This window comes from Halorubrum sp. ARQ200 (assembly GCF_005435115.1).
GTDB classification, from domain to species: Archaea; Halobacteriota; Halobacteria; order Halobacteriales; family Haloferacaceae; genus Halorubrum; species Halorubrum tropicale.
Genome location: NZ_SGTZ01000007.1, coordinates 64,333 through 91,315, shown reverse-complemented (window position 1 = coordinate 91,315; position 26,983 = coordinate 64,333). Strand labels below are relative to the sequence as shown.

27 protein-coding genes and 1 pseudogene are annotated in these 26,983 nt (G+C 69.8%); 15 read left to right on the top strand and 13 right to left on the bottom strand.

From position 1 onward, the window contains the following. Position 1: 1 nt before the first annotated feature. Complete coding sequence (locus EXE50_RS10325) at positions 2–1,282, bottom strand: RNA-guided endonuclease TnpB family protein (protein ID WP_137705022.1); 1,281 nt, start codon at positions 1,280–1,282, stop codon at positions 2–4. Positions 1,283–1,457: 175 nt separating this feature from the next. Continuing rightward, on the bottom strand, positions 1,458–2,189 hold the full coding sequence (locus EXE50_RS10320) for an ATPase domain-containing protein (RefSeq protein ID WP_121598121.1): 732 nt from the start codon (positions 2,187–2,189) through the stop codon (positions 1,458–1,460). A 144-nt stretch (positions 2,190–2,333) separates the two neighbouring features. On the opposite strand from EXE50_RS10320, the gene EXE50_RS10315 reads away from it, so the two are divergent. Then, positions 2,334–2,897, top strand: a complete 564-nt coding sequence (locus EXE50_RS10315; protein WP_121599984.1) for a HalX domain-containing protein — start codon at positions 2,334–2,336, stop codon at positions 2,895–2,897. Between the two features lie 598 nt (positions 2,898–3,495). Here the strand turns inward: EXE50_RS10315 and EXE50_RS10310 are convergent. Beyond that, entirely contained in the window at positions 3,496–4,914 is a 1,419-nt protein-coding gene (locus tag EXE50_RS10310; RefSeq protein ID WP_137705021.1) for a DHH family phosphoesterase, read from the bottom strand. 197 nt (positions 4,915–5,111) lie between these two features. On the opposite strand from EXE50_RS10310, the gene EXE50_RS10305 reads away from it, so the two are divergent. From EXE50_RS10305 to EXE50_RS10295, 3 genes are all read left to right on the top strand, one after another. After that, complete coding sequence (locus EXE50_RS10305; RefSeq protein ID WP_137705020.1) at positions 5,112–6,413, top strand: O-acetylhomoserine aminocarboxypropyltransferase/cysteine synthase family protein; 1,302 nt, start codon at positions 5,112–5,114, stop codon at positions 6,411–6,413. Position 6,414: 1 nt separating this feature from the next. After that, positions 6,415–7,698 carry a homoserine O-acetyltransferase gene (metX, locus tag EXE50_RS10300; RefSeq protein ID WP_137705019.1) on the top strand — a complete coding sequence of 428 codons (1,284 nt, stop codon included), beginning with the start codon at positions 6,415–6,417 and terminating at the stop codon, positions 7,696–7,698. 549 nt (positions 7,699–8,247) lie between these two features. After that, on the top strand, positions 8,248–9,900 hold the full coding sequence (locus tag EXE50_RS10295) for a long-chain fatty acid--CoA ligase (RefSeq protein ID WP_121599980.1): 1,653 nt from the start codon (positions 8,248–8,250) through the stop codon (positions 9,898–9,900). 44 nt (positions 9,901–9,944) lie between these two features. Here the strand turns inward: EXE50_RS10295 and EXE50_RS10290 are convergent, their stop codons facing one another. Next, positions 9,945–10,385 carry a DUF5807 family protein gene (locus EXE50_RS10290; RefSeq protein ID WP_053770446.1) on the bottom strand — a complete coding sequence of 147 codons (441 nt, stop codon included), beginning with the start codon at positions 10,383–10,385 and terminating at the stop codon, positions 9,945–9,947. 337 nt (positions 10,386–10,722) lie between these two features. Here EXE50_RS10290 and EXE50_RS10285 point away from each other — a divergent pair, with 337 nt between their 5' ends. From EXE50_RS10285 to EXE50_RS10275, 3 genes are all read left to right on the top strand, one after another. Continuing rightward, complete coding sequence (locus tag EXE50_RS10285) at positions 10,723–13,167, top strand: DEAD/DEAH box helicase (RefSeq protein ID WP_137705018.1); 2,445 nt, start codon at positions 10,723–10,725, stop codon at positions 13,165–13,167. 69 nt (positions 13,168–13,236) lie between these two features. After that, positions 13,237–13,449 carry an antitoxin VapB family protein gene (locus EXE50_RS10280; protein WP_053770444.1) on the top strand — a complete coding sequence of 71 codons (213 nt, stop codon included), beginning with the start codon at positions 13,237–13,239 and terminating at the stop codon, positions 13,447–13,449. Further along, a complete protein-coding gene (locus EXE50_RS10275) occupies positions 13,446–13,838 on the top strand; it encodes a PIN domain-containing protein (RefSeq protein WP_053770443.1) in 393 nt (130 codons plus the stop codon). Before EXE50_RS10280 ends, EXE50_RS10275 begins: the two co-directional genes overlap by 4 nt. Positions 13,839–13,844: 6 nt before the next feature. Here EXE50_RS10275 and EXE50_RS10270 read toward each other — a convergent pair whose 3' ends face one another. Both EXE50_RS10270 and EXE50_RS10265 read right to left on the bottom strand, forming a co-directional pair. Continuing rightward, positions 13,845–14,933 carry a molybdopterin-dependent oxidoreductase gene (locus tag EXE50_RS10270; protein WP_053770442.1) on the bottom strand — a complete coding sequence of 363 codons (1,089 nt, stop codon included), beginning with the start codon at positions 14,931–14,933 and terminating at the stop codon, positions 13,845–13,847. Positions 14,934–14,989: 56 nt separating this feature from the next. Beyond that, positions 14,990–15,817, bottom strand: a complete 828-nt coding sequence (locus EXE50_RS10265; protein ID WP_053770441.1) for an MBL fold metallo-hydrolase — start codon at positions 15,815–15,817, stop codon at positions 14,990–14,992. Positions 15,818–15,941: 124 nt separating this feature from the next. Here EXE50_RS10265 and EXE50_RS10260 point away from each other — a divergent pair, with 124 nt between their 5' ends. Further along, a complete protein-coding gene (locus EXE50_RS10260) occupies positions 15,942–17,003 on the top strand; it encodes a succinylglutamate desuccinylase/aspartoacylase family protein (protein WP_137705017.1) in 1,062 nt (353 codons plus the stop codon). Positions 17,004–17,031: 28 nt separating this feature from the next. Here the strand turns inward: EXE50_RS10260 and EXE50_RS10255 are convergent, their stop codons facing one another. The 3 genes from EXE50_RS10255 to EXE50_RS10245 form a co-directional block, all read right to left on the bottom strand. Further along, entirely contained in the window at positions 17,032–17,517 is a 486-nt protein-coding gene (locus EXE50_RS10255) for a Tfx family DNA-binding protein (RefSeq protein WP_053770439.1), read from the bottom strand. 126 nt (positions 17,518–17,643) lie between these two features. Continuing rightward, complete coding sequence (locus EXE50_RS10250; protein ID WP_053770438.1) at positions 17,644–18,117, bottom strand: TRAM domain-containing protein; 474 nt, start codon at positions 18,115–18,117, stop codon at positions 17,644–17,646. Positions 18,118–18,263: 146 nt separating this feature from the next. Continuing rightward, positions 18,264–18,611 (bottom strand): hypothetical protein, encoded by a 348-nt coding sequence (locus EXE50_RS10245; protein ID WP_053770437.1) that lies wholly within the window; start codon positions 18,609–18,611, stop codon positions 18,264–18,266. A 96-nt stretch (positions 18,612–18,707) separates the two neighbouring features. Here EXE50_RS10245 and EXE50_RS17960 point away from each other — a divergent pair. Then, positions 18,708–18,938 (top strand): annotated as a pseudogene (locus EXE50_RS17960) (3-keto-5-aminohexanoate cleavage protein); the annotation flags it as partial. A 5-nt stretch (positions 18,939–18,943) separates the two neighbouring features. Here the strand turns inward: EXE50_RS17960 and EXE50_RS10235 are convergent. Then, on the bottom strand, positions 18,944–20,818 hold the full coding sequence (locus EXE50_RS10235; protein WP_137705016.1) for a biotin carboxylase N-terminal domain-containing protein: 1,875 nt from the start codon (positions 20,816–20,818) through the stop codon (positions 18,944–18,946). Positions 20,819–20,904: 86 nt separating this feature from the next. Here EXE50_RS10235 and EXE50_RS10230 point away from each other — a divergent pair, with 86 nt between their 5' ends. Next, the gene (locus EXE50_RS10230) at positions 20,905–21,117 is read left to right on the top strand and encodes a hypothetical protein (protein ID WP_053770434.1); all 213 of its coding nucleotides are present in this window, start codon (positions 20,905–20,907) and stop codon (positions 21,115–21,117) included. A 298-nt stretch (positions 21,118–21,415) separates the two neighbouring features. On the opposite strand, the gene EXE50_RS10225 is transcribed toward EXE50_RS10230, so the two are convergent. Together EXE50_RS10225 and EXE50_RS10220 are read right to left on the bottom strand one after the other, a co-directional pair. Next, on the bottom strand, positions 21,416–21,739 hold the full coding sequence (locus EXE50_RS10225; protein WP_053770433.1) for a hypothetical protein: 324 nt from the start codon (positions 21,737–21,739) through the stop codon (positions 21,416–21,418). Continuing rightward, complete coding sequence (locus EXE50_RS10220) at positions 21,739–23,283, bottom strand: acyl-CoA carboxylase subunit beta (protein ID WP_053770432.1); 1,545 nt, start codon at positions 23,281–23,283, stop codon at positions 21,739–21,741. Before EXE50_RS10220 ends, EXE50_RS10225 begins: the two co-directional genes overlap by 1 nt. Positions 23,284–23,577: 294 nt before the next feature. Here EXE50_RS10220 and EXE50_RS10215 point away from each other — a divergent pair, with 294 nt between their 5' ends. From EXE50_RS10215 to EXE50_RS10200, 4 genes are all read left to right on the top strand, one after another. Further along, positions 23,578–24,216, top strand: coding sequence for a 50S ribosomal protein L1 (locus EXE50_RS10215; protein WP_053770431.1), 639 nt, complete (start codon positions 23,578–23,580; stop codon positions 24,214–24,216). Continuing rightward, positions 24,213–25,253, top strand: a complete 1,041-nt coding sequence (locus tag EXE50_RS10210) for a 50S ribosomal protein L10 (RefSeq protein ID WP_053770430.1) — start codon at positions 24,213–24,215, stop codon at positions 25,251–25,253. The genes EXE50_RS10215 and EXE50_RS10210 overlap by 4 nt, the downstream gene beginning before the upstream one ends. 16 nt (positions 25,254–25,269) lie before the next feature. Continuing rightward, a complete protein-coding gene (gene rpl12p / locus EXE50_RS10205) occupies positions 25,270–25,614 on the top strand; it encodes a 50S ribosomal protein P1 (protein ID WP_137705015.1) in 345 nt (114 codons plus the stop codon). A 121-nt stretch (positions 25,615–25,735) separates the two neighbouring features. Further along, positions 25,736–25,927, top strand: a complete 192-nt coding sequence (locus tag EXE50_RS10200) for a hypothetical protein (RefSeq protein WP_053770428.1) — start codon at positions 25,736–25,738, stop codon at positions 25,925–25,927. On the opposite strand, the gene EXE50_RS10195 is transcribed toward EXE50_RS10200, so the two are convergent. Continuing rightward, complete coding sequence (locus tag EXE50_RS10195; RefSeq protein WP_121599972.1) at positions 25,908–26,549, bottom strand: SWIM zinc finger family protein; 642 nt, start codon at positions 26,547–26,549, stop codon at positions 25,908–25,910. The genes EXE50_RS10200 and EXE50_RS10195 overlap by 20 nt on opposite strands. A 176-nt stretch (positions 26,550–26,725) precedes the next feature. Between EXE50_RS10195 and EXE50_RS10190 the strand changes: the two genes are divergently transcribed. Next, positions 26,726–26,941: a hypothetical protein gene (locus EXE50_RS10190; protein WP_053770426.1), complete on the top strand. Its 216-nt coding sequence runs from the start codon at positions 26,726–26,728 to the stop codon at positions 26,939–26,941. Positions 26,942–26,983: the final 42 nt, after the last annotated feature.

Sequence of the window (26,983 nt, the reverse complement as noted above, 5' to 3'; positions counted from 1 at the left end):
TTTACGACGTGGCCCGTTCTTGAGGTACGAATGCACCAGTTTCCTTGTCAAACAGGAACGTCGATGGCTGTGCCAACCAGCCGTTACTCCTATCACCGCCATCTGTGGCGGGACTTGGAGATACTTTCTGTCGAATGTTCTCAGCACCGTTCACGTCCGCGTTCGCCACAGTCCCGCACTCATCGCAGACATACAGTCCGCGTTCAACACGGTTTGCGTCACGCTTGCGACCACAGCACGAACACGACTTCGACGTGTCTTCCTCGGAGACTTCCTCGACGGTGATACCTTCCATCTCCGCCTTGTATTCGAGGAGGTCGGTGAATCGGTCGAACGCCCACGAGTGTAAGTCGAGGTTGCCGTGTTTGCCCCAGTTTTTCGACTCGTCAGAGTCATCCTCTTCGCGGATTCCCGAGAGATCTCCCACTACGATCGTTCCAACGCCTTGCTCAACACACCGTTCAACAATGTGTTTCGAGAGCGTATGGAAATAGTGGGTACGACGAGCCGATTTCTTCTGGTTCAGCCGGGTGGCCTGCTCAGAGTTCGAGTCGTCACACCGGGCAATCCGCTTGCTGAAGTAGTAGTCGTCCTGCTTCAGACAGTTCAGCGGATACAGCTCGCTGTGGCCGTCTTCATAGGCAAGCGCGGCAAAGTTGTTGACCCCGAGATCAACGCCCACCGCCTTCTCACCGGGGGCTTCAGCCACCTCTACTTCAACCTTACAGACGAAGTGTAGTTCCCATTTCTCACCCGTCCAAACTGTCCGAACCTGTTGGACGTTCTCGACGGTCGAAAGATCAACGTCGGGGCGAGTCTGGTACTTACACAGGATGAAGTCCGACCAATACTCCTTGAGATTCGACCCCTTTGAGAGTCGAACGCGGTTGTACTGGGTGTCGAGTTTGAATCCTTTCTGCTTGAACGTGACTGTGGAACGCGGGTGTTCGTCACCGTGTTTGCGGTAGCCGGGCGGGTTCGCTCTCGTGTCTCCGTTACGTCGTTTGCCGTACCAGCCGTTAAACGCTTCAGCGAGTTCTTGAAGGACTCGCTGACTTGACTGCGAATGCAGGTCATCGTAGCGTTCGTGGGTTTTGAGGTACGTGGTGAGTTCGTTGTGGTTCGGGATGTGATCGATTTCGTCCCAGATCCGGCTACATGTCCACCGTCCGACGTTCCAGAGTTTCGAGGCAGCGAACCCGAGCGAATCAAGGTCGTCTTGCACCCGCGGCTGGTTCCGTATGGAAGCAGTATAGGTGCGGGTAACGACCTGTTTCGCCATATGTAACCCATGTAGATATACTTACTTGAAGGTGTGTATTTGCTCAGCGTGGAATATCCAGCCGTACCATCGAACGGTGGAGTGTGAAGTGTAGTGTCGGATTCATCCCCGCGCTAAAGCGCGAGGCTTTCTCCTCGATTCTCCGTAACGCCGTTCCCCGGCGGTTTCCGATCCGTCAGAACGACGGCTGGTCGTCGGAGCCGCCCATCATCGAGAAGCCCCCCGCGCGCTCGTGAACCGTTATCCCGCCCTGCCCGATCTCCATCGGGAAGATGTCGGTGTCGATGTCCTGTTTCCGCATCTTCGCCACCCAGACGTAGCGGTTGACGCCCGAGTCGGTCGGCGTCTGGATGAAGTAGATGTTCCCGTCCGTGAGGAAGTTCTCCAAGCCGACCTCCGTGTCGGGGAAGACGGCGCCCTGCTCGTTGATGAGCAGCGAGGTGAGCCCGTTCGCCTTGAGGATGTCGGAGAACTTCAGCAGGTACGTGCGCTTCTCCTGTTCGGCGTCGAAAAACAGCTGGAACATCGACAGCGAGTCGAGGACGAGCCGGTCGAACTCCCCGTCCTCGACGGTGTCGAGTAGCCGGTCGACCGCGGTCGAGAAGTCGGTCTCCCGGAGCATCTCGCGTTTGTCGAGGATGACGATGTCGCCGTCGTCGACCATCTCGTCGAACCCCTCGAAGCCGACGGACTCGGCCGCGCCGCGGATGTCCGCCTCGTCCTCCTCGAAGGAGACGTAGACGCCGCGCTCGCCGTGTTCGGAGACGCCGTGGTGGAGGTACTGAATCCCGAAGATGCTCTTGCCGGTGCCCGGGTTCCCCGAGACGAGGACCGTCGACCGCTGGGTGATGCCGCCGGTGAGAATGGAGTCGAGCCCCTCGACCCCGGTGGAGACGAGTTCTGACATTCGTCTCCCCTTACACGGCCGGAGTATATAAAAGACGGTTCGGTACACCGAGCGAACGGACGGCGACAGTTTTATCTCTCGACACGCCGCCCGTTCGTGTATGCCCGGTGAAGCGTGTCCGGTCGCTCCCGGCGGTGATCGACGGTGACCGATCCGTCGATACTCATCGTGGAGGACGAACCAGACATCGCGGCGCTGTACGCCGGCTTCTTAGAGGAGCGATACGCGGTCGACGTGGCCGAGACCGCCGCCGACGCGATAGACCGCGTCGACGCTACCGTCGACGTGGTGCTCCTCGACCGCCGCCTCCCCGACGGGAGCGGCGACAACGTCTTGGGACACATCCGCGAGGAGGGGTACGACTGCCGCGTGGCGATGGTCACCGCGGTCGAGCCCGACTTCGACATCATCGACATGGGGTTCGACCTGTACCTCACCAAGCCGGTTGGCCGCAGTGAGCTGCTCGCGGCCATCGATACGCTGCTCACGCGCAGCGAGTACGACGAACTTATTCAGGAGGCCGCCGCGCTCGCCAGCAAGCGGGCCGTGCTCAACTCCCAGAAGCCGGCCGCCCAGCGCGAGGGCAGCGAGGCGTACACCGAACTCGTCGACCGGCTGGCGGAGTTGGACGCCGACATCGATGACCTCGGCGAGTTGCTGTCAACCGACGACTACCGCGCGATGTTCCGCGACCTCGGCGAGGCCTGACGCGCCGCCGCCCGGCGTTCCCGCAGTGGGACCGACCCGCGATCCACCGCTCGCTCGATTCTTCCGACGCGGCGCCGAACGCGACAGCGTTTCTTCGTCGCTCGCGCGCGCGAGCCGAACGTTACCGCGCTCCGACGGAAAACGTCTATGGTGCTCCGACCGAGAGCGACTGCCCGAACCCGCCGACTGCGGCGGGATACCGAACGAAGTTTGAACGGATCCGAGGCGGACTCCGAACGGATGTTGTCCGGTCGTTGAAGAATCTATATCCCCGCCGTCGACCTCGTCGGGGGCATGACGCGACGAGACGCGCGATGGCCGGCCCGGGCGTTCGGTCGCAGCGCGACGACGGCAGTGTCCGCGGGCGCAGCGGCCGTTGCGGGCGTGGTTCAAGTGACCGCGATCCTGAGGTAGTGTATGATCGACGTTACCGAACAGCGCGACGCGCCGCTCGCGGCGGCGGCCGGCGCGGCCGCGGGCTCGTACCTCGCCACGGGGTGGACGCCCGCGTTCGTGGTCAGGCCGGTCGACCAGGCGATCGTCAACCTGAAGCGACGGGCGAGCGGGTCGCCGCGGGCGGCGCGGCGGCCGGACAGGCTCAGGAGAGCTGTTCGCCGACGATCCGGTCGGCCTCGGCGAGGAACGCGTCGCGCTCGTCGGTCGGGATCGTCGCGCCCGCGGCCACGTCGTGGCCCCCGCCGTCGCCCCCGACGGCCTGGCTCGCCTCGCGCATCACCGCGGACAGGTCGAGCCCCCGTCTGACGAGCGCGTGCGAGCCGCGAGAGGACACCTTCAGCTCCGTCGCGCTCTCCTCGGCGAAGGCGATCACCGGCTTCGAGCGGTCGACCGCGGGGGAGCCGACCGCCATCCCCGCGACGATGCCCACGATGGTCTCGCGGATGCGGGAGCCGGCGTCGAACCACTGGAGGTGCTCCTCGTGGGTGACGCCCTCGTTTTTGACCCACTGGAGCCCTTCGGAGAGGTTCTGCCGGTGGGTGCGGAGCAGCCGGCGCGCCTCCGCGAGGGCGTCGCCGCGGTCGCCGAGACACACCGCGAGCCCCACGTCGCCGCGCTCGTAGCGCGCGGTGGCGTTGAGCAGGGTCGAGAACTCGCTGACGTCGCGCAGCTCGGTGCCGGGCTTCTCGTCGACCAGCGTGTAGGCGGTGCCGACGAGCGCCTCGATCCGGTCGGACGGGACGCCGGAGGCGACCGCGCGGCGCATCAGCGCCGACGCGAGAGTCCGTCGCTCCCCGCCGTCGAGGTCGACCCAGCGCCGCCACTCGCCGTCGCGTTTCACGTCGACGTCGAGGTCGGTGAGGAAGGCGATCGCGCCCGTCTCGTCGTTCGAGACCCCCGGGATCTTCACGTCCGAGGCGTACTCCAGGAACTTGGGGAGCGGGCGGGTCTGTCTGCCGTACAGGTCGAGGTCGGTCTGGGCCTCCAAGACGCCGGCGTCGACGCCGTCGGCGACGATCGACTCGTTGGCGCCGACGAGTCCGCCGTCCGAGTCCTGCATGTCGCCGACCGCGCCGACGACCGCGAGCGCGGCGAGGTCGCGGTTGTCGCCGTTCGGCCCCTCCAGCGCGCGGGCGAGGACGTAGCTCGCGCCGGCGCCGGAGAGCTCGCTCGCGCCGTCGATCCCCTCCAACAGGGGATTGAGGTGGTAGCGCGTGTCGCGGTCGGCCGGCTGGTGGTGGTCGGCGATGACAGGGACGAAGTCGCCGCGCTCCTCGTGGTCGGCGATCACGTCGAGCTGGCCGGATCCGAAGTCGGTGAAAAGCACGACGTCGAACTCGCGGGCGGCGACGCCGGCGATCGCGTCGGCGTCCAGCTGCTTCTCGAAGACGACCTCGTGGTCGATCCCGGCCCGGGCGAGCGCGGTCGAGGCGACCGCGGCGCTCGTGATACCGTCGGCGTCGATGTGCGACGCGAGCAGCACCCGGCCGGCCTCGCGCAGTCGGTCGGCGCAGTCGGTCGCGCGGTCGGCGAGGTCGGGGACTGGGGCGGCGACTGCCATTACCACCGGTTGGCGCCCGACCGGTCATAAACGCACGCTTCGGCGGGGCGAGCGCGGCCCGGATGGCCCGACGCGGGGCCTACGCGAGCCCGGCGCGGCGTGGCCCCGGTCCCGGCGACGCCCGGCGTCACCGGCGAAGGGGCATCAATTGCCGTAACTGACAGTTATAGCAGTTTGCAGACGTATGAGCAACAAACATGACACGTGGGTTTTCCACCCGGAGTCTCCACGCCGGCGCCGAGCCCGATCCGGCCACCGGCGCCCGCGCCACGCCGATCCACCAGACCACGTCGTACGTCTTCGACGACGCGGACGCGGCGGCGGAGATGTACGCGCTCCGGGCGGAAGGTCACATCTACTCCCGGCTCTCGAACCCGACGGTGAACGCCTTGGAAGACCGGATCGCCGACCTCTCCGGCGGGTCGGACGCGGTCGCGACGGGCTCGGGGATGGCCGCGTTCGACGCGATCACGACCGTCCTCGCGAGCGCGGGCGACAACGTCGTGGCCAGTTCCGAGATGTACGGCGGGACCGCGGCGTACCTCACCAGCATCGCGGACCGCCGCGGGATCGAGACGCGGCTCGTCGACACGCTGGACTACGAGGCGTACGCGGACGCGGTCGACGACGGCACCGCGTTCGTCCACGTCGAGACGATCGCGAACCCCTCGCTCGTCACGCCCGACTTCGAGCGGCTCGCCGCGATCGCCCACGAGCACGCGGTGCCGCTCGTCGTCGACAACACGTTCGCGACGCCGTACTGCTGCCGCCCGTTCGAGCACGGCGCGGACGTCGTCTGGGAGTCGACGACGAAGTGGATCACCGGCAACGGCACCACGGTCGGCGGCGTCGTCGTCGACGGGGGGCAGTTCCCGTGGGACCATCCCGACGCCGACTACGACGAGCTCGACGGGCAATCGCCCGCGTACCCGATCGACTTCGTCGAGCGGTTCGGCGACGCCGCGTTCGCCAACGTCGTCCGCCAGCGCGGCGTGCGCCCGACCGGCGGCCAGCAGTCCCCCTTCGACGCGTGGCAGACGATTCAGGGGCTCAACACGCTGCCGCTGCGGATGGAGCGCCACTGCGAGAACGCGCGGGAGGTCGCCGAGTTCCTCCGCGACGACGACCGGGTCGACTGGGTGAGCTACCCCGGCTTCGAGGGCCACGAGAGCCACGGGAACGCCGCCGAGTACCTCGACGGCTTCGGCGGGATGGTCACCTTCGGCGTCGACGGCGGCTACGGGGCCGCCAAGGCGTTCTGCGAGTCGGTCGAGCTGACGAGCTTCCTCGCGAACATCGGCGACGCGAAGACGCTCGTCATCCACCCGGCCTCCACGACGCACGCGCAGATGGACGAAGATCAACAGCGGCACGCCGGCGTCTACCCCGAGATGCTCCGGCTCTCGGTCGGTATCGAGGACCCCGAGGACGTGATCGCCGACCTCGACGCGGGGCTGGCGGCGGGCGAGCGTGCGGTCGGAGCCGAGGAGGGGAGCTGAAATGAGCGCCGTCCCGACGGACCACGGGGTCGCCGAGCTCGGCGAGTTCACCTTCGAGTGCGGCCAGTCGGTCCCCGACTTCGAGGTCGCCTACGAGACCCACGGCGAGTTCGACGGCGACAACGTCGTGCTGATCTGCCACGCGCTCACGGGGAGCCAGAACGTCGCGCGGTCGCCCGAGCCGGAGCGCGACGCCGGGACGGCCGGGCAGGCCCGCGCGTGGTGGGACGACGTGGTCGGGCCGGGGAAGGCCATCGACGCGACCGAGTACTACGTCGTCTGCGCGAACGTCCCCGGCTCCTGTTACGGGACCACCGGCCCCGCCAGCGAGCGGCCGGCGGACCTCGATTTGCGCGAGGAGCCCGACCACGACCGGTGGGGGACCGCGTTCCCGCCGGTCCAGGTCGAGGACTGGGCGCGCGCGCAGCGCCGCCTCCTCGACCACCTCGGGGTGGGGCGGCTGCGCGCTGTCGTCGGGGGCAGCGTCGGCGGGATGAACGCCCTGGAGTGGGCGAAGCGGTACCCGGACGACGTCGACCGCGTGGTCGCCATCGCGACCGCGGGGCGGCTCGACGCGCAGTGCCTCGCGCTCGACGCGGTCGCGCGTCGGGCGATCCGCGCCGACGCCGACTGGAACGGCGGCGACTACTACGGCGACGACCGGCCGGACCCGACCGAGGGGCTCGCCATCGCCCGACAGATCGGGCACGTCATGTACCTCTCGAAGGCGTCGATGGAGCGGAAGTTCGGGCGCCGGTCGGCCGGTCGCGACTCCTTGACGCGCGAGGACGGCGACCTCGGGCTGCCGCCGGAGCCGACGGCCGGCTTCTTCCCGTACCGCGAGGTGGAGTCGTACCTCGACTACCAGGCGGAGGGGTTCGGCGACCGCTTCGACGCGAACAGCTACCTCTACCTCACGCGCGCGATGGACGAGTACGACCTCGCCGCCGGCCACGGCACCGACGCCGGCGCGCTCGGCGCGTTCGAGGGCGAGGCCCTGCTGATGAGCTTCACCGCCGACTGGCACTTCACCGTCGAGCAGTCCGGGTCGCTCGCCGACGCCTTCCGCGAGACGGGCGTGCCGGTCGCGCACCACGTCGTCGACTCCGACCACGGCCACGACGCGTTCCTCGTCGAGCCCGAACACGTCGGCCCGCCGGTCCGGGACTTCCTCGCCGACGGCGTCGACGGCCGCGCCGTCTCCGACGACGGCGGCGACGACGGCGACGACCCGCGCCCCGACTCGGACCACGCGCCCGTCCACGCGAGCCTGTTCCGGGGGTAATCGTCCGAATCGGTCCCCTTGAACCCATATGCGGTGGCGCGCGCCTCCGAGTGGCCGCCTCCGGCGGCCGCGAGGAGCGCGCGCGAGGGAGTCAGTCGCCGGAGCGAAGCGACGGCGGCTGACGAGGCTGTGGAGGCGTGAGGTGCTGTGCGGGGCTGGACTCGAAGGGGCAGTCGCGAGGACGAAGCACGGCGACGTAAGCAGCGTGGCGCGACGCGCCACGGGCAGCCGGCGGCGGAGCCGCCGGCGGCACTGGAAGGAGCGAACGAAGTGAGCGACTGAAGCGCGTGGTTCGAGAGAGCAAAGCTCTCTCGTCATCCCGAAAATCCTCGATTTTCGGGCGACAACGAGCCGCGCGAGTCCTCACGACAGGGGCTTCGGCGGTGTTCTCCGTGGCGGCAGCTACGTATTATCGAGTAACTGAAACTTTGGCGGTGTTCTCCGTGGCGGCAGCGACATCGCACCGATCAGCGTCGGGGTCGCCCGCGTCCTACAATCACGATCAATCATGATAACGTTCATAGTTCCCGACCGCGTGGTGTGAGAGGTATGCCAGGCGGACACGCTCAGACCCTGCGACCGTTCATGTGGCGCGCGGAACGACTGTACCCCGACACGGAAATCGTCTCGCGCACCCACGAGGGGCGGACGCGGCACACCTACGCCGAGTACGCCGGCCGGACCGCGCAGCTGGCGAACGCCTTGGACGACCACGGGATCGAGCGCGGCGACCGCGTCGCGACGTTCTGCTGGAACCACACCCGGCACTTCGAGACGTACTTCGGCGTCCCGAACACGGGCGCGCAGCTCCACACGATCAACCCCCTGCTGCCGGACGAACACATCCGGTACATCGTCGACGACGCGGACGACGAGATCGTCTTCGTCGACCCGTCGCTGGCCGAGAAGATCGCGGGCGCCGCGGAGGGCGCGGAAGAGTTCGAGGGCGTCGACTTCGTCGCCATGGGCTCCGAGGGGATCGACGCGCTCGACGCGCCCGCCTACGAGGAGTTCATCGCGGACCACTCGACGGAGTACGACTGGCCCGACCTCGACGGCGACCAGCCCGCCGGCCTCTGTTACACCTCCGGCACGACGGGGAAGCCGAAGGGCGTCGAGTACACCCAGTCGATGCTGTGGAGCCACACGATGGCCTCCCAGACGCCGCAGGGGATCCCGATGGAGGACTCCGACGTGGTGATGCCCGTCGTCCCGATGTTCCACGTCAACGCGTGGGGGATGCCGTTCACCGCGGCCGCCGCGGGCGCGAAGCACGTCTACCCCGGGCCGTCGCCGGACCCGGCCGACCTCGCGGCGCTGATCGAGGAGGAGGGCGTCACCATCTCCGCGGGCGTACCGACCGTGTGGCTCGGCCTGCGCGAGTACATCGAGGGGGGCAACGAGGTGGACCTCTCGACGCTCGACACCGTGATCATCGGCGGCGCGGCCGCGCCGCAGGCGCTGATAGAGTGGTACGACGAGCGCGACGTCGAGGTGCTCCACGCGTGGGGGATGACGGAGCTGTCGCCGATCGGTACCGTCTCGCACCTCAAGGATGACCTGCGGGACGCCGACTACGAGACGCAGGTGAACAAGCGCTCGAAGCAGGGCCTCGTCGCCCCCGGACTGGAGTTCGAGGTCATCGACGAGAACGGCGAGGAGATCGCGTGGGACGGCGAGGAGTTCGGCGAGCTCCGCATCCGCGGCCCGTGGGTCACGAAGGAGTACTTCAAGCGCCCCGAGGCCAACGAGGAGGAGTTCGTCGACGGCTGGCTGAAGACCGGCGACGTGGTCACCGTCGACGAGGACGGCTACATGCAGCTCGTCGACCGGACGAAGGACGTGATCAAGTCCGGCGGCGAGTGGATATCGAGCGTCGAGTTGGAGAACGCGATCATGGCGTACGACGGCGTCAGCGAGGCGGCCGTCGTCGGCGTGCCCCACGAGCGCTGGCAGGAGCGGCCCGTGGCGTTCGTCGTCGTGGCCGAGGGCGTCGACCGCGAGGCCCTCGTCGACCGGATCGAGTCCGGCCTCCGCGACGACTACCCCAAGTGGTGGGTGCCCGACGCGGTGGAGTTCATCGACGAGGTCCCGAAGACCGCCACCGGGAAGTTCTCGAAGAAGGACCTGCGCGAGCAGTACGGCGACCAGTCGCTCGTCGAGGGCGCCGTGCCGGAAGACGACGCCCCCGACGGGGAGTAACGCGCCGCCGCGCGCAGCGAGCGCACCGTGCGCTCGCCCAGACTTCAGTCGTCGCGGTCGCCGATCACCCACTTGTGCGAGTAGCTCTCGCCGCACGTGCAGTGGGCGTACGCGTGGACCACGTCGCCCTCGGCGTAGAGGCCGCCGACCTCCTCGTTCTGCGCCTCCGCGAACGCGAAGACGAACCGGATCGCGTGGTCGTCGGCGTCGGCGTCGTCCGCGAACGGGCACGCCCCGTCGTCGAGCGAGCGCGCGATCTCGCCGTCGGCGTCCATCGCCGTCTTCGCGAACTCCATCGCGCCCATGCCCGTGCCGGCCTGGAACGCGGACCGCCCGGTCTCGCCGTCGAGGATCAGTCGCACGCCGCCCGCCGTCTCGGTCCCGACCGCGCGCAGCCGGGAGTCGTCGTCGAGGTACTCGTCGCTCAGGTAGAAGACCACGTCGTCGAGCCGCTCGCCCGCGAGGAACTCGTCGAGGTTGCTCATGGCGGTCGGAGGCGCGTGAGCGGTAAAAGGCGTGCGAGTCGGCCCGAGCGCCGAGCGGGCCCCTCCGACCGGAGGCGGCGCGCGTCGCGGTCGACCGACCGGCGAGATCCGGCCGGACCCGTGCTAAATCATGTAGAATCGGGGCAACTGTTAAGACGTATCACGGAGATCCGTCGCGTGATGAGTGCGAAAACCCGATCCGGCGACCGGCTCGCTGAGTGGGCACAGCTGGTCGACGAGGACGTTCCGGAAGAGCTCCGCGAGGAGCGCTCCGCCGACGGATAACTTTCACCCCGCTTCGCGAAGGCTTTAGGCCGACGGCGGCGAAGCACCGCCGATGGCGACCGAGGCCGCCGGGATCGACAGGGATCTGCTCGTCGACGGGTTCTTGCAGCGACGCCGGTACCAGCTCCAGCTGGCGGACGCCGCCGCCGACGAACACACGCTGGTCTGTCTGCCGACCGGCCTCGGCAAGACGACGGTCAGCCTGCTCGTCACCGCCGAGCGGCTCCGCGAGGCGGGCGGGAAGGCGCTCTTTTTGGCCCCGACCAAGCCGCTCGTCCAGCAGCACGCAGACTTCTACCGCGAGGCGCTGCAGATTCCGGACGACGAGATCGTCGTGTTCACCGGCGACGTAAAGCCCGCCGACCGCGCCGCGCTGTGGGACGACGCGCGGGTCGTGATCGCGACCCCGCAGGTCGTCGAGAACGACCTCGTCGGCAACCGGATCTCGCTCGCGGACGTGACGCACCTCACCTTCGACGAGTGCCACCGCGCGACCGGCGACTACGCGTACGTCTACATCGCGGAGCGGTACCACGCCGACGCGGCCGACCCGCTCGTCACCGGCATGTCCGCGTCTCCGGGCGGCGACACCGAGGAGATCGAGACGGTCTGTGAGAACCTCGGGCTCGGCAACGTCGAGGTGATGACCGAGGAGGACGCGGACGTCGACGAGTACACGCACGACACCGACGTCCAGTGGGAGCAGGTCACCCTCCCGGACGAGGTCCTCGCGATCCGCGACGCCCTCAACGAGGTGATCACGGACCGGTTAGAGAAGCTGAAGCGGCTCGGGGTGACGAACACGACGAACCCCGACCTCTCGCAGAAGGACCTCAACAAGATGCGGGGGCAGCTGAAGCAGATGATGGACAACGACCAGTCTGACGGGTACAAGGGGATGAGCACCCACGCCGAGGTGATGAAGCTCCGGCGCGCGACCGAGCTGGTCGAGACGCAGTCGGTCGAGTCGGTCCGGCGCTACTTCGAGCGACAGCGCGAGGCCGCGCGCTCCTCGGGCGCCTCGAAGGCGAGCCAGCGGATGGTCGCGGACCCGAAGGTGCGCGAGGCGATGCGGAAGGCGGAGTCGTTCGACGGGCTCCACCCGAAGTTCTCGAAGGCCCGGATCCTGCTCGCCGAGACGCTCGGGATCGACGGCGGCGAGCGCGCCATCCTGTTCACCGAGTCGCGCGACACCGCGGAGGCGCTCGTGGACTTTCTCTCCGCGAGCTTCGACGTGCGGAAGTTCGTCGGGCAGGGCGACAAGGACGGCTCCGACGGGATGACCCAGAAACAGCAGCAGGAGACGCTCGACGAGTTCAAGGCCGGCGAGTTCGAGGTGCTCGTCTCCACCTCCGTCGCCGAGGAGGGGCTCGACGTGCCCGAGGTCGACCTCGTCTGCTTCTACGAGCCCGTCCCGACCGCGATCCGGTCGATCCAGCGCAAGGGCCGAACCGGCCGGCAGGCCGAGGGGAAGGTGGTCGTCCTGATGGCCGAGGACACCCGCGACGAGGCGTTCTTCTGGATCTCGCGCCGCCGCGAGAAGGAGATGGCCAGCCAGCTCGCGGAGCTGAAAGCGGCGACCGACGACATCGAGGACTCCGTCGGCGACGACGGACAGGCCGGCCTCGACGCGTTCACAAACGAGTCCGGCGGGGACGCGGAGTCGACCGAGGACGCCGGCGGCGAGGGGGAGACCGGCGCGGACGACGGCGGCGACGCCGGCCTCACCGACTTCGCGGAGGCGGTGCGCGAGAGCGACGAAGGCGACGGCGACGCCACCGGCGAGAGCGAGGAGGCCGCAGCCGATTCCGACGACGACGGCGTCGTCGCGACCGCCGGGGTCGAGGACGGCGTCGAGGTCGTCGTCGACCAGCGCGAGCTCGACTCCTCCATCGCCAAGGACCTCTCGACGCGCGACGGGCTCGTCACCCGGCTGGAGACGCTCGCGGTCGGCGACTACGTGCTCTCCGACCGGGTCGCCGTCGAGCGCAAGTCGGCGGCCGACTTCGTCGACTCCATGCTCGACGCCGACCGCTCGATGTTCGAGCAGGTCGGCGAGCTCTCGCGGGCGTACGCCCGCCCCGTGATGGTCGTCGAGGGCACGAACCTCTACGGGCAGCGCGACATCGACCCCAACGCGATCCGCGGCGCGCTGGCGTCGTTCGCGGTCGACTTCGACGTGAGCGTGCTCCGCACCGAGGACGAGGCGGACACCACCGAGCTGCTCGCCACCATCGCCGGGCGCGAGCAGGAGACGCGCGACCGCGAGGTGAGCGTCCACGGCGAGAAGACGACGAAGACCCGCGCGGAACAGCAGGAGTACGTCGTCTCCTCCATCGCCGACATCGGTCCCGTCACCGCCCGGTCGCTCCTGGAGCACTTCGGCACCGTCGAGGCCGTGATGACCGCGCGCGAGGCGGACCTCCTGGAGGTCGACGGCGTCGGGCAGGTGACCGCGGAGCGCATCCGCGAGGTCGTCGGCAGCGAGTACGAGTAGCGTTGATCGAAGGGACGAACGACAACAGCGGCGAAAGGATATTGTATACGAGGTAGTATACGAGTAGACATGAGCAAGAGCATCCGCGTCGACGAGGAGACACACGCCGCGCTCGCCTCACTGAAAGGCGACGACGAGACCTTCGACGACCTGCTGACGCGGTTGCTTCGCGAGCGCCGCGAGGATATCCGGTCCGGGGCCGGCCTGTGGGAGGGAAGCGACGCGCCGGAGCGCGCCCGAGAGAAACGCCGGGAGATGAAACGCGGGGTCGACTCGCGGTGACCCTGTACGATAGTAGCGTCCTCATCGATTACCTCGCGGGACGATCCTCCGCCGTCGAGTATGTCGAGTCTCACGCTGACGAGCGTGCGGTCGCACCGCCGCTCGTGCTGTTCGAAGTGTATCAAGGAGAGGTGTTCAAGTCGGGAGCGACGGACCTCGGCGCGGTCGACGAGGCGCTGGACTGGATAGATGTGATCGATACGTCGGCGGCAGTCGCTCTCGAAGCGGCGGTGCTTCAGGATGCGCTCCGTGATCGAGGAGATCCCCTCGCGGCCCGCGACGCTTTCATCGCGGGGGCCGCCGTCGCACAAGACGAACGGCTCGCCGTGTCGGACACCGACTTCACCGTCGACGGGATTCGTGACGCACTCGATTTCGATTTCGTCTGAAGGGGCTCAGTCGAACCCGCTCACCAGCGTCACCACCCACTGCCCGAGGTCGTACTCCGCGCGGACCTCCACGCGCGTCACCCACTTCACCCACTGGAAGCCGCGGCGGTCGGGCGCGACCAGCCGCGCCGGCGCGCCGTGGCCGTGTGAGAGTCGCTCGCCGCCGACGTGCGTCGCGAGCAGGGCGTCCTCGGCCTCCTCGATCGGGAGGCTCCAGCGGTAGCCCGTCACGGACGTGAACCGGACGTACGCCGCGTCGTCGTCGAGGTCGCCGGCGGCGTCGAGCAGGTCGCCGACGCGGATCCCGCCCCACTCCTGGACCGTGTACCAGCCGCTCGTACAGTCGAGCAGCGCCTCCGTCTCGTGGCCCGCCGCCAGTTCGTCGGCGGTCAGCTCGACGGGGTCGCTGACGAGCCCCGCGACGGTCAGTCGGTAGTCGTCGCGGTCGATGGGGTCCGGGTCGTCGGCCACCCACGAGGTGATCGGGAAGGCGCCGTTGCCCGCGCCCTCGCGCGGCTGCGAGCCGGTGAACCGGCGGTCGGCGCCGGCGGTGTCGAGCGCGTCGTTGACCCCCTGCTGGATCCGGTAGGTCGCGCCGCCGGCCGCCAGCAGCGCGAAGTAGGTGACGGCGGTGCGCCGGCGCTCGAAGTCGACGCGGCGCGGGAGCCGGAACCGAGTGGACGCGTGGGCGGCCACGAGCGGGACCAGCGCGAGGCCGAACCCGACGTGAACCGAGAGCAGCGTCCAGTAGGAGATCCGCACGTCGAGGCCGAACACCCACGCGACCCCGGTCCCGATGGCGCCGACGGCGGCGACGAGCGTCAGGGCGGAGAGCGCGGTCGACCGCCGCCACAGGTTCGGGTCGGTGAGCCGGCGGCGGACGCGCGCGAGCTTCCACGCGAGCAGCGCGACGATGCCGACGCCGAGCGCGCGGTGGAGCCAGAACAGCGGCCACCCCTCGGGGACGCCGACGGTGAACGAGACCAGCCCGGTGAGCGCCTCGGCGACGACGAACGCGAACAGCGACCAGTCGACCGCGCGCGGCGGCGGCTCTACGCGGTCGAGCGCGGTCCGGAGGCGGTCCGTCGCGGCCATCTACGCGCGATAGGCGCTAGCGAGACAAAAGGGTACAGCCCGCGGCGCGCCGTGACTCACAGCTCGTACACTTCGCCGTCGACCGCCAGCGGCTCCGCGAACGCCTCGTCGGCCGGGTAGTAGTGCGCGAGGTGGACCAGGCGGGTGCGGTCGGCGTCGAGCTCGTCGGCGAGCGCGAGCGCCCCCTCCCGGGTCATGTGCTTCGTGCCGAAGGTCCGCGGGACGCCGTCTGGCCCCTCGTGGCGCCCGCCGATCGGGTGGTGTTCGCACAGCGACGCGGGGACGATGGCGTCGGCGAGCAGGAGGTCCGCGCCGGCGAGCGCGTCGCGGGAGCGCTCCGGCACGTCGTAGCTGGTGTCGCCGGTGAGCGAGAGCGTCGCGCCCGTCTCGGGGTCCTCGATCACGACCCCGTAACAGACGAGCGGCGGGTGGTCGACGGGGACGAACCGCACCTCGAAGCCGCAGGTCTCGAACGGCTCGAACGGGTCGCGGGCGTGGACGCCGATCCGGTCTTCGAGGTAGTCGTACTTGCGCCGGATCGTCTCCGCGACGCTCTCGTCGGTCGCGGGGTCCGTCTCGTTCGGCGCGTGGACCGGGAGCCCGTCGACGAGCCGGTAGACGTTCCCCAGCCCGTCGAGGTGGTCGAAGTGGATGTGCGTCACGAGCCCGGCGTCCGGGAGGGGGACGTCGGCCGCGAGGAACTGCTGTCTGAAGTCGGGACTGAAGTCGACGAGCAGCGACTCGCCGGTGCGCTCGTTGGCGACGTGGACGGAGAAGCGCGACCGCGACACCCCGCGCTCGCGGGCCGCCTCGCAGGTGTCGCAGTCGCAGCCGACGGTCGGCGTCCCCGTCGTGTCGCCCGTCCCGAGGAGGGTGACCCGCATGGGACGAGATGCGCGGGCCACGGCCTTAGCGTCCGCGGTCGAGGCCGCCGCGGCCGGCGACCCGGGGCGACCGCGTCGCGCTCGCACCCCGGACGTATAACTCCGCGCCGCCCCGATCCGAACCGTGCACACCAGTCGTACCCTCACCCTCGCGCGGCTCCCCTCTGGCGTACCGATCCGGACGACCGTCCACGCGTACGGCGAGGGGCGGCTCGTCGACGGCGACGACGGCCCCGTCCTCGACGCGCCGGGCGACGGTCCCGTCGTGTACGCGCAGGCGGCCCAGCACGGCCGCGAGGTGAACGGGACGGCGGTCCTCCGGCGCCTCCACGACCGGCTCACGGGCGACGCGGCGGAGGGGTCCGGTACCGGCGACGCGGAGCGCGCCGACGGACCGAGCGCCGCCGACCTCGACGGGACGCTCGTGACGGTGCCCGTCGCCGACCCGCTCACCTTCGACCGCGCCTCGTACACGACGCCGGAGTCGCTCGACTCGCGGCAGCCGAACATGAACCGCTGTTGGCCCGGCGACCCCGAGGGGTCGCTCCACGAGCGGATGGCGTCCCGGCTCTGGGCGTTCGCGAGCGAGGCGGACGCGATCGTCGACCTCCACACCGGGTCGCCGTCGATGGCGACGCACACGGTGTACATGCGCGGCGACGACGCCTGCCGCGGGCTCGCGGAGGCGTTCGGCACCGACCTCCTGCTCGCGGAGGCCGCGGGCGACGACGCGGACACCGAGTGGGCCGAGCGCGGCTTCGCCGGGAAGCTCCGCGTCGCGGCCACGCGCGAGGGGATCCCGACGATCACGCCCGAGCTCGCCCACAGCAAGGAGATCGTGCCCGGGGCGGTCGAGACCGGCGTGGCGGGAACCCTCGGCGTCCTCCGACGCGAGGGGCTGCTCGGCGGCGAGCCCGACCCGTGGGACGGCGTCGTGGCGCGCAACCACCTCGGCCGCGTGATCGCCGACGACTCCGGGCTGTTCGTCCCCGAGCCCGACCTCGCCGTCGGCGACCGCGTCGCGGCGGGCGAGCGGGTCGGCGAGGTGTTCGACCCGACGACGTTCGAGACGCTCCAGGTCGCGCGGGCCGACCGCGACGGGATCGCGTACTCGGTCGCGCGGGAGGCGACCGTCACCGCGGGCGCGACGCTCGTCGGCGTCGCGGAGCGGATCGACGGGGAGTAACGGGGCGGCCGGCGGGCGAAACGAGCGGCTACGGCCGGCGGACGCGGATCCGTCCGTCGGCGGCGACCGTCACGAAGAGCCGGTTGCGGACCTCTCGGCCGCGGACCGCGTCGCCCGCGCGGTCGCCGATCGACTTCATCAGCTCGGGCGCGGTCTGGTTCACCTTCACGCCCGCCTCGTCGCAGGCGTCGTACACGCGCTTGGGCGCGTCGTAGAGGTCGGTCCCGGCGTCGATCTCGACGCGGACCGGGGCCGACAGCGCCTCCGCGAACGCGACCGTCTCGCGGGCGCGCTCGACGTTGTCGCGGGCGCTCGCCTCGACGCTGGAGACGTTCGCCCGCGAGGTGCCGAGGCGGTCCGCGATGTCCGACTGCCGGAGCCCGCGCTCGCGGAGCGCCAGCACTTCGGCCTGCCGACGGGTGAGCACGCTCTCGTCGGCGTCGAAGCCGGCTCGCTCCAGGATCGAATCGGCGTCGACGTCCGCCGGATCCGGCCGCTCCTCGTCTGCCACCATGTGGTCACCGACGGGCCGGGCCGTCAAAAAACGGCGGATTCGCGGGCGGGCGGAGACGGGCGCGTGTCGCGCGGAGAATCGACGGCGTCCGGACTGTCCGTGGGGCGGGGCTCCCCCGGGACGCCGTCACTTGCCCCAGAAGTTCTCGCGGCTGCCGAGCCGTTCGCGGTCCGGGCGGTCGCGGCGGCTGCGCTCGTCGTCCGCGTCCTCGTCGTCCCCCTCGTCGCCGTCCGCGGCCTCGCCGTCGGACTCCTCGTCCGGGTCGTCCGGGAGGCGCTCGACCACTTCTTGCGCCGTCGCGTGGCTCGACTTCACGCGGTGGATCTTGACCTCGGCGCGCGCCGGGGGAAGCAGCCCGTCGACGAGGACGATGAACCCGTCGTCGGTGCGGCCGACGCCGGCGCCGCTCTCGTGGATGTCGTCGACCTCGACGACGACCGCCTCGCCGGGCTGGACCGGCTGCTGTTTCAGCTCGTAGATCGGCATGTCGTAGTGGTTACACCACTCCGCGCCGCCTTTGTTGCCGTAGTGTTGACACCCCATCCCCTGGATCCGTTCGTCGAAGCTGGGGCAGTCGTCGGCGAGTGGACAGTCCGCCATACCGTAGGGGAGACCGGCCGCCGTTGTAAACGTTTTCGACTCTCAGACCGAAGTTCGCGAAAACGGCCGATTCACGCGGGCGAGCGGCGGCTGCTTCGAGACGGGGAGAGAGCGGGGAGCGCGGCGGGGCGCGGACCCCGGCGGCCTCACAGGAACTCGCGGACCTCGGAGTACCACATGTCGTGGTGGTCGACGGCGTCGAGCGCGTCCGCGACGTCGACCGCGATGGCGTGCCAGCAGCGCTGGTCGGGGTCGTCGGCGTCGAGGTTGTACGTCGCGTCCGCGCAGTTACACTCACCCCCCTCGACGACGTACTCGTCCTCGTGGCCCACGACGACGGTGAAGTCGCGGTAACGCTTCACGCGACCCTCGCCGACCGCCTCGATGGCGCGCTGTCCCCGGTCGCCGTGGGCATCGACGATCGCCGCCGCGATCGGGCCGGTCAGCTCTCCGGCCTCGTCGATCGCCGACCGCCAGTCGTCGACCGGCTCCATGGCCATCCGTTCTCGGGCGGTCGGTTAAACAGCGTCGGTCAGATCGGACCGGATCGAATCGGCTCGGAACGGAGCGGAGCGTGCGCCCCGACGCGGGGTTTCAACGTGGTCGGGTTCGGCCCGCACCAGCTCCCGATGACGACCCAGCCGCTGCTGCTCGGCGGGCACGTCCGGGTGGGCTTAGAGGACAACCGGTACTACGAGCGGGGCGAGCTGGCGACGAACGAGCAGTTAGTGGCGCGGGCGGCGCGGCTCGCCGAGGAACTCGGGCGGCCCGTGGCGACGACCGAGCAGACGCGGGAGCTACTGGGGCTCCGGGGTCGGTAGCCCGCTCACTCCAGCACGATCAGCACGTCGCCCATGTCGACGCTGTCGCCCTCGCCGACGTGGACGCTCGCGACGGTGCCGCCGCGCTCGGCGACCACGTCGTTCTCCATCTTCATCGCCTCGAGGACGCAGACCACGTCGCCGGCGGCGACCTCGTCGCCCTCGTCGACGTCGACCGAGAGGATCGTCCCCTGCATCTCCGCGTCGATGGCCTCGCCGCCCTCGGCCACGTCGACGCCCGAATCGTCGCCGCCGTCGTCGTCGGTGGCTTGCGGCGGGCGCTGCTGTCCGCCGCTCCCGCTTCCGCCGCCGCTCTCGGGCACCGGGATCGCGGGCGCGCCGCGCTCCTCTAACTCCACGTCGAAGCGCTTGCCGTTCACCTCGACGGTGAACTCGCGCTCGGTCACCGCTTCCTCCTCGTCGTCGCCCGCGGCGGCCGACTCCGTCCCCCACTTCTCCTGCGCGTCGGCGACCAGCTCGCGGTCGAGCTCCTCGTCGAGGTACTTCGTCGTGTGCGTCCCGTCGACGAAGCGCTCGTCGTCGAGCATCAGCCGGTGGAACGGGACGATGGTGACGACGCCCTCCAGGTCGTACTCCGCGAGCGCGCGCTTCGAGCGCGCGAGACACGCCTCGCGGTCGCCGGCCCGGACGATCAGCTTCGCGATCATCGAGTCGTAGTCGGTGACCAGCTCGTCGCCCTGGCGGAGCGCGTCGTCGACGCGGACGCCGATCCCGCCCGGCGGGTCGTACGTCTCCAGCGACCCCTCGTTGGCGGGCTGGAAGTCGTTGGCGGCGTTCTCGGCGTTGATCCGGAACTCGATCGCGTGGCCCTCGAGCTCCACGTCGTCCTGCGAGACCGAGAGGCCCTCGCCGCTGGCGACCCGGAGCTGTTCCTTGACGATGTCGATCCCCGTCAGCTCCTCCGTGACGGTGTGTTCGACCTGGATCCGGGTGTTGACTTCGAGGAAGTAGAACGGCGTGTCGGGACCGAGCGGCTCCGACGGGTCGCGGTCGGGGTCCTCCTCGACGAGGAACTCGACCGTCCCGGCGTTGGTGTAGTCGGCGGCGGCGACGCCGCGGCGGGCGGCCTCGCCGATCTTCTCGCGCAGTTCGTCGGAGAGCGCCGGGGAGGGCCCCTCCTCGATCACCTTCTGGTGGCGGCGCTGGAGCGAGCAGTCGCGCTCGCCGAGGTGGACCACGTCGCTCTCGCTCACCGAGCCGTTCGGGTCGTCGGCGACGACCTGGACCTCGACGTGGCGGGGGGTCTGGAGGTAGCGTTCGAGGTACACCGAGTCGTTCGAGAAGTACGCCTCGCCCTCGCGCTTGGCGGACTCGAGCGCCTCCGCGGCCTCGTCCGCGCCCTCGACGACCTTCATCCCGCGGCCGCCGCCGCCGCCCTCGGCCTTGATCGCGACCGGGTAGCCGTGCTCGTCGCCGAAGTCCGTGACGGCCTCGGCGTCGGTGACGGGCTCGGTCGTCCCGGGGACGATCGGCACGTCGGCGTCGTCCATCACGCGCCGCGCGTGCGTCTTCTCGCCCAGCCGCTCCATCGCGTCGCTCGACGGCCCGACCCAGGTGATCCCGTCGGCGGCCTCGACGCGGGCCGCGAAGTCGGCGTTCTCCGCGAGGAAGCCGTACCCGGGGTGGATCGCGTCCGCGCCGGCCGACCGCGCCGCCTCGACGACGGCCTCGCCGTCGAGGTACGAGTCGGCCGCGCGGGCGGGCCCGACGTTGTACGCCTCGTCCGCATACCGGACGTGGCCGCCGTGCTTGTCGGCGTCGCTGTAGACGGCGACGGTGTCGACGCCCAGCTCCGCACAGGCGCGCATCACCCGGACCGCGATCTCGCCGCGGTTCGCCACGAGAACCTTATCGAACATTCCTGTCGGTTCTTCCACCAACTGCTACCAAACTCTGTCGGTCCGTGCCGAGACGGTTAAGGGGACCGCGGGCGCCAGGTTGAGGCATGCTCGACGCGGGAAACCCGTACGTGCTGCCGTCCGTGCTGGTCGGCGCGGCCGTCTACCTCGGACTCACCGCGGCCACCGACGCCTCGCTGCCGGTCCGGATCGGCGCGCTCCTCGTCTTCGTGGCCGTCGTGCCGGTGGTCCTCAATCGACTCCTCGGCGGCCGAGGCGGCCCGACCGACCCCGACGACGGCGACGAGACGGCGGAGTAACGGCGACGGACGCGACCGACGCGGGCCGCGCGACCGCCGGCGTCCTCGCCGGCGACGAGCGGGCGCGCCGGCCGACCGCGTGAGCCGCTACCACAGGTATATATGTCAGCGGACGTATCTGCGGACGCGCTCTGAGTAGAGGCCGGATCGACGGCGCGGCGGACCGACGCCGCGCTGTCGGGGGAATGTACGCGGTCGGACGCCGCCGCGTCCGGCGGCGCCGTTCGACGTGTCGAGGACTCGACCAGGGACGGGTCGGGCGGACGAACGCCGAAAGGCGGAGCGGCGCGTCGGCGCGTCAGAACCGGTCGCTCCTGCCCGCCGCGGTCCACGGGTCCGCGGGCGCGTCGGCCGGGACGCGCACCCGGCGGCGGCGGAGTCGCTCGATCCGGCCGGCGAACGCCCAGCGGTCCTCGTCGCGGCCGTCGTCCGCCTCGCTCGCGGCGGCCGCGGCGGCGAGTTCGCCGTCGCGGAGGTGGGCGGCGACCGCGGCGGCGATGGCGGCCGCCTCGTCGTCGCGGGCGTCGTCGGGGATCGAGAGCCCGGCGAGCGCGGCCGCCGGGTCGGCGGTCGCCGCCGGGTCGGTCGCCCCCCTTTCGTCCGGGTGGTCGTCGGCCGCCATCAGATCGGGATGTTGCCGTGCTTCTTGGCGGGCTGGTCCGAGTTCTTCCCCTTCAGCATCTTCAGGTCCTCCACGAGGCGCGCGCGCGTCTCGGTCGGCTCGATCACGTCGTCGACGAAGCCGCGGTCGGCGGCGGTGTAGGGGTTCGCGAACTCCTCGCGGTACTCGTCGATGAGCTCCTGCCTGCGCGCGTCGGGGTCGTCGGCCTCGGCCAGCTCCTCGCGGTAGAGGACGTTTACCGCGCCCTTCGGCCCCATCACGGCGATCTCCGAGGTGGGCCACGCGTAGTTGACGTCGCCGCCGATGTGCTTCGACGACATCACGCAGTAGGCGCCGCCGTACGCCTTCCGAGTGATGACGGTGAGCAGGGGGACGGTCGCCTCCGAGAAGGCGTACAGCAGCTTCGCGCCGTGGCGGATGATCCCGTTGTGCTCCTGGTCCGTGCCGGGCATGAAGCCGGGCACGTCCTCGAAGGTGACGATGGGGATGTTGAACGCGTCGCAGAAGCGGACGAACCGCGCGCCCTTCTGACTCGCCTCGATGTCGAGCGTGCCGGCGTTCACGCGGGGGTTGTTCGCGACGACGCCGACGGAGTGGCCGTCGAGGCGGGCGAAGCCGACGACGATGTTCTTCGCGAAGTTCTCGTGCACCTCGAAGAAGGAGCCCTCGTCGGTGACGCTCGCGATCACGTCCTTCATGTCGTACGGCTTCCGGGGCGCGTCGGGGACGATCTCGGCGAGCTCCTCGTCGGCGCGCTCCGGGTCGTCCCACGGCTCGACGCGCGGCGGGTCCTCCACGTTGTTCGCGGGGAGGTACGACAGCAGCCGCGCGATGTTGTCGAGCGCCTCCTCCTCGCTCTCCTCGGCGAAGTGCGCCACGCCGGAGGTCGACGAGTGAGTGACCGCGCCGCCGAGCTCCTCGAAGCTCACCTCCTCGCCGGTGACCGTCTCGATGACGTCCGGCCCGGTGATGAACATGTGGGAGGTTTCTTTCACCATGAAGGTGAAGTCCGTGATGGCGGGGGAGTACACCGCGCCGCCCGCGCACGGCCCCATGATCGCCGAGATCTGGGGGATCACGCCCGAGGCCTCCGTGTTGCGCCGGAATATCTCCGCGAAGCCGCCGAGCGAGGCGACCCCCTCCTGGATCCGGGCGCCCGCGGAGTCGTTGAGGCCGACGACCGGCGCGCCCACGTCCATCGCCTTGTCCATCACCTTACACACCTTCTCGGCGAACACCTCGCCGAGCGACCCGCCGAAGACGGTGAAGTCGTGCGCGAACACGAACGTCTTCCGGCCGTTCACCTCGCCGTAGCCGGTCACCACCCCGTCGCCCGGGATCTGCTGTTCCTCCATCCCGAACGTGTGGTTGCGGTGGGTGCGGAACCGGTCGAACTCGTGGAAGGTGCCGTCGTCGAGGAAGTAGTCGATCCGCTCGCGGGCGGTCATCTTCCCCTTGTCGTGTTGCGACTGGATCCGGTCTTCGCCCCCGCCCTTCGCCGCCCGCTCGCGGCGCTCGCGGAGGTCCTCGATACGGTCGTCCATCGTCACGGCGGACCACCCTGCGTCATTACCTCGTGGGTCGGCGACCGCCGTCAAAAGGGTTCCCCTATCCGACGTTTCGGCCTTCGACGCCCGTCGAATCCGTCCCGCGGCGGCCGACGACGGGCGCCGGATCCGAACGTGAGCGCGCGAACGACCCGGAGCGGCCCTGTCGCCGGTTCACACGGCGACCGGCGGTTCGACGCTTTTAAACCTCCGATGAACCACTCTCCGATGAGACAGGCTTCGCCTGTTTCACTGACCCGTAGGAGCGACCTGCGTACTACGGAGGTGAAAATGGCAGACACAATACAAGAGGCCGTAACCCTCGCACTCGACGATGCGCCCGAGCGGAACTTCCGCGAGACCGTGGACATCGCGATCAACCTGCGAGACCTCGACCTCAACGATCCGTCGAACCGTATCGACGAGTCCGTCGTGCTGCCGGCTGGAACGGGGCAGGAGACACAGATCGTCGTCTTCGCGGAGGGCGAAACCGCCGTCCGCGCAGAGGAGGTCGCTGACGAAGTGCTCGACAGCGACGACCTCGAAGACCTCGGAGACGACGACGACCGCGCAAAGGACCTCGCCGACGACACCGACTTCTTCGTCGCCGAGGCCAACCTGATGCAGGACATCGGTCGGTACCTCGGTACCGTCCTCGGTCCGCGCGGGAAGATGCCTACCCCACTGCAGCCGGACGACGACGTCGTCGACACAGTCAACCGGATGAAGAACACGGTGCAGCTCCGGTCGCGCGACCGGCGCACGTTCCACACCCGCGTCGGCGCCGAGGACATGGGCGCCGACGCGATCTCGGACAACATCGACGTCATCATCCGGCGACTCGAAGCGAACCTCGAGAAGGGCCCGCTCAACATCGACGGGATCTACGTGAAGACCACGATGGGTCCCGCGAAGGAGGTGCCCGTATGAGCTCGGTCCGCAAGACCGAGACGATCCCCGAGTGGAAGCGGGAGGAGGTCGACGAGCTCGTCGAGTTCATCGACTCCTACCAGTCCGTCGGGATCGTCGGCGTGTCCGGCATCCCGAGCCGGCAGCTCCAGGCCATGCGCCGGGAGCTCCACGGCTCGGCCGCCGTCCGCATGAGCCGCAACACGCTCACGAACCGGGCGCTCGAGGAGGTCGGCGACGGCGTCGAGGCGCTGACGGAGTACGTCAGCGGCCAGGTGGCGCTCGTCGGCACCAACGACAACCCGTTCGGCCTCTTCAAGCAGCTCGAAGCCTCGAAGACCCCCGCCCCGATCAACGCGGGCGAGGTGGCCCCCAACGACATCGTGATCCCCGAGGGCGACACCGGCGTCGACCCGGGGCCGTTCGTCGGCGAGCTCCAGACCGTGGGCGCGGCCGCCCGCATCATGGACGGCTCGATCAAGGTGACCGAGGACTCGACCGTGCTGGAGGAGGGCGAGGTCGTCGACGACGACCTCGCGAACGTCCTCGTCGAGCTCGGCATCGAGCCCAAGGAGGTCGGCCTCGACCTGAAGGCCGTCTACTCCGAGGGCGTGCTGTTCGAGCCCGACGAGCTCGAACTCGACGTCGACGAGTACGAGGCGGACGTCCGGTCCGCCGCGGCCGCCGCGCGCAACCTCTCGATCAACGCCGCGTACCCGACGGCCGCCACCGCCGGCGCCCTCATCGCGAAGGCGTCCGGCGAGGCGAAGTCCGTCGGCCTGTTCGCGGAGATCGAGAGCCCGGACGTCGTGCCCGACCTGATCGGGAAGGCCGACGCCCAGCTCCGCGCGCTCGCGGCGCAGATCGACGACGAGGAGGCGCTCCCCGAGGAGCTCCAGGGCGTCGAGGCCGCGCCGGCCGCGGAGCCGGCGACGGACGACGCCGACGAGGAAGAGGAACAGGCGGACGACAACACGGAAGACGCCGAGGAGGCCGACGACGACGCCGACGACGACGGCGACGACGGCGGCGAAGGACTCGGCGCGATGTTCGGATAACACGAGGTACACACCAATGGAATACGTTTACGCTGCGCTCATCCTGAACGAGACTGGCGAAGAGATCAACGAAGACAACGTCACCGGCGTGCTGGAAGCCGCCGGCGTCGACGTCGAGGAGTCCCGCGTCAAGGCGCTCGTCGCCGCGCTGGAGGACGTCGACATCGAGGAGGCCATCGAGACGGCCGCCGCGGCCCCGGCCGCCGGCGCGTCCGCCGGTGGCGCCGCCGACGCCGACGCCGCCGCCGAGGCGGACGACGACGACGAGGACGAGGCCGACGAGGCCGACGCCGCCGACGAGGCGGACGACGACGAGGACGAGGGCGACGGCGGCGAAGGGCTCGGCGAGCTGTTCGGCTGAGCCGGCGCGCGACTCCCTCGACGCCGACCGCGTCGACCCGTACCGATTTTTCAACGACCCGCTATCCGGAGTGATAACGTCGTCCGCGAATTTATATGTCAATCTCTGATAGACGTGTGTAATGAACATCGTCGACGGAGACAAAGCCGAGTGCGCGCGGTGCGGGGAGGTGTACCCGCTCGCGGACGTCTCGCTGCTGGAGAAGGACACGAACCGGGACTACGAGCGGGTGCTCTGCGAGGAGTGCGTCGAGGTCGTCGGCGTGCCGCGCGGGTACTCGCTGCGGCGGGACATCACGTTTCTGGCGCGGTGAGCCGCGAGGCCGGGAAGGCGTACGTCCGCGCGTCGCGGGGCGCGAAGTCCGGACGGAGCGACGAGACGTAGACGGCTTCGACGGCGGGCTCGTGGGCGCCGTACGCGGCGTTCGACGCGTAGTCGACGAGGGGGCGGCCGTCGTCGGTCCGGTACTCGTCGGCGCGCTCGGTCGTGACCGCGGTCACGACGAGCCGGTCGCCCGTCTCGCGGTCGCTGACGACGGTTCCCGGGTCGAACGCGTGGGCGTCACAGAGGTACGACCCGCCCTCGTCGGCGGGGACGAACGTCGCCGTCCCGCAGACCGCGCAGGCGCCGACGCGCTCGTCGGGAGCGGGGACGACGCCGGCGGTCACCGACAGCGCGACGCGGCGCAGGTGCTTACAGCGGGCGCCGCGGATGGCGTGGTCGGGACAGGTACAGCGCCCGGCGTCGAGGGCAACGACGTACGTGCCGCCGTCGGTGTCGACGACGTACCGACGGTCCGGGAGCTGGCGGACGGTCATCGGCTCCGAGAGGGCCCGCTCGGCCCGCTCGTCGGCCGGGGACGAACGCGTCGCTCGGGGCGTGTCGGAGCGGTTCGGATCGGCGGGTGACGCGGCTGTGTTTCGGGTGTGCGTCATGGGCGACCGCGAGGCGGGGGCCTCGCTTCGACCGAAGATAGGGACCCGAGACTGGTAAACGCACCGGCGAACCGCGGAGAATCGGGTGTTTCGCCCCGGTTCGGCCCTGTTCGCGCCCAGAGCGGGGTGCCGCCCTCATCGAAGTCCTTTTTTAGCGGCGACGGGAAGCCGCGAACATGGAAATCGATGCGGAGTTCCGTCGGCAGATCGCGGTCTCGCTGGCGGCGGCCGCGGTGTTCATCGTCGGGCTGGTCGCCATCGGGGTCACCTTCGGCGGGTCGACGGTCCTCCCGGAGGCGGGGGCGATCGCGCTCGTCGGGCTCCTGACCGGGTTCGTCCTGCTGATGGCCGGCGTCGGGACCTTCCTGATGCGGGCGAACGGCGGCTCGTAAGGCCGTCGAGCCGCAGCGGTCCGCTGTTTCTGTCGCCGCGTT

What these genes read in the sequence shown, in the direction of transcription:
- EXE50_RS10320 (WP_121598121.1), bottom strand. Translation starts at nt 2,189, where the DNA reads ATGTCAGAACTCGTCTCCACCGGGGTCGAGGGGCTCGACTCCATTCTC.
- EXE50_RS10295 (WP_121599980.1), top strand. Translation starts at nt 8,248, where the DNA reads ATGCCAGGCGGACACGCTCAGACCCTGCGACCGTTCATGTGGCGCGCG.
- EXE50_RS10285 (WP_137705018.1), top strand. Translation starts at nt 10,723, where the DNA reads ATGGCGACCGAGGCCGCCGGGATCGACAGGGATCTGCTCGTCGACGGG.
- EXE50_RS10230 (WP_053770434.1), top strand. Translation starts at nt 20,905, where the DNA reads ATGCTCGACGCGGGAAACCCGTACGTGCTGCCGTCCGTGCTGGTCGGC.
- EXE50_RS10310 (WP_137705021.1), bottom strand. Translation starts at nt 4,914, where the DNA reads ATGGCAGTCGCCGCCCCAGTCCCCGACCTCGCCGACCGCGCGACCGAC.
- EXE50_RS10270 (WP_053770442.1), bottom strand. Translation starts at nt 14,933, where the DNA reads ATGGCCGCGACGGACCGCCTCCGGACCGCGCTCGACCGCGTAGAGCCG.
- EXE50_RS10225 (WP_053770433.1), bottom strand. Translation starts at nt 21,739, where the DNA reads ATGGCGGCCGACGACCACCCGGACGAAAGGGGGGCGACCGACCCGGCG.
- EXE50_RS10190 (WP_053770426.1), top strand. Translation starts at nt 26,726, where the DNA reads ATGGAAATCGATGCGGAGTTCCGTCGGCAGATCGCGGTCTCGCTGGCG.
- EXE50_RS10305 (WP_137705020.1), top strand. Translation starts at nt 5,112, where the DNA reads ATGACACGTGGGTTTTCCACCCGGAGTCTCCACGCCGGCGCCGAGCCC.
- EXE50_RS10290 (WP_053770446.1), bottom strand. Translation starts at nt 10,385, where the DNA reads ATGAGCAACCTCGACGAGTTCCTCGCGGGCGAGCGGCTCGACGACGTG.
- EXE50_RS10210 (WP_053770430.1), top strand. Translation starts at nt 24,213, where the DNA reads ATGAGCTCGGTCCGCAAGACCGAGACGATCCCCGAGTGGAAGCGGGAG.
- EXE50_RS10255 (WP_053770439.1), bottom strand. Translation starts at nt 17,517, where the DNA reads ATGGTGGCAGACGAGGAGCGGCCGGATCCGGCGGACGTCGACGCCGAT.
- EXE50_RS10250 (WP_053770438.1), bottom strand. Translation starts at nt 18,117, where the DNA reads ATGGCGGACTGTCCACTCGCCGACGACTGCCCCAGCTTCGACGAACGG.
- EXE50_RS10200 (WP_053770428.1), top strand. Translation starts at nt 25,736, where the DNA reads ATGAACATCGTCGACGGAGACAAAGCCGAGTGCGCGCGGTGCGGGGAG.
- EXE50_RS10220 (WP_053770432.1), bottom strand. Translation starts at nt 23,283, where the DNA reads ATGGACGACCGTATCGAGGACCTCCGCGAGCGCCGCGAGCGGGCGGCG.
- EXE50_RS10265 (WP_053770441.1), bottom strand. Translation starts at nt 15,817, where the DNA reads ATGCGGGTCACCCTCCTCGGGACGGGCGACACGACGGGGACGCCGACC.
- EXE50_RS10280 (WP_053770444.1), top strand. Translation starts at nt 13,237, where the DNA reads ATGAGCAAGAGCATCCGCGTCGACGAGGAGACACACGCCGCGCTCGCC.
- EXE50_RS10245 (WP_053770437.1), bottom strand. Translation starts at nt 18,611, where the DNA reads ATGGAGCCGGTCGACGACTGGCGGTCGGCGATCGACGAGGCCGGAGAG.
- EXE50_RS10215 (WP_053770431.1), top strand. Translation starts at nt 23,578, where the DNA reads ATGGCAGACACAATACAAGAGGCCGTAACCCTCGCACTCGACGATGCG.
- EXE50_RS10195 (WP_121599972.1), bottom strand. Translation starts at nt 26,549, where the DNA reads ATGACGCACACCCGAAACACAGCCGCGTCACCCGCCGATCCGAACCGC.
- EXE50_RS10325 (WP_137705022.1), bottom strand. Translation starts at nt 1,282, where the DNA reads ATGGCGAAACAGGTCGTTACCCGCACCTATACTGCTTCCATACGGAAC.
- EXE50_RS10235 (WP_137705016.1), bottom strand. Translation starts at nt 20,818, where the DNA reads ATGTTCGATAAGGTTCTCGTGGCGAACCGCGGCGAGATCGCGGTCCGG.
- rpl12p (WP_137705015.1), top strand. Translation starts at nt 25,270, where the DNA reads ATGGAATACGTTTACGCTGCGCTCATCCTGAACGAGACTGGCGAAGAG.
- metX (WP_137705019.1), top strand. Translation starts at nt 6,415, where the DNA reads ATGAGCGCCGTCCCGACGGACCACGGGGTCGCCGAGCTCGGCGAGTTC.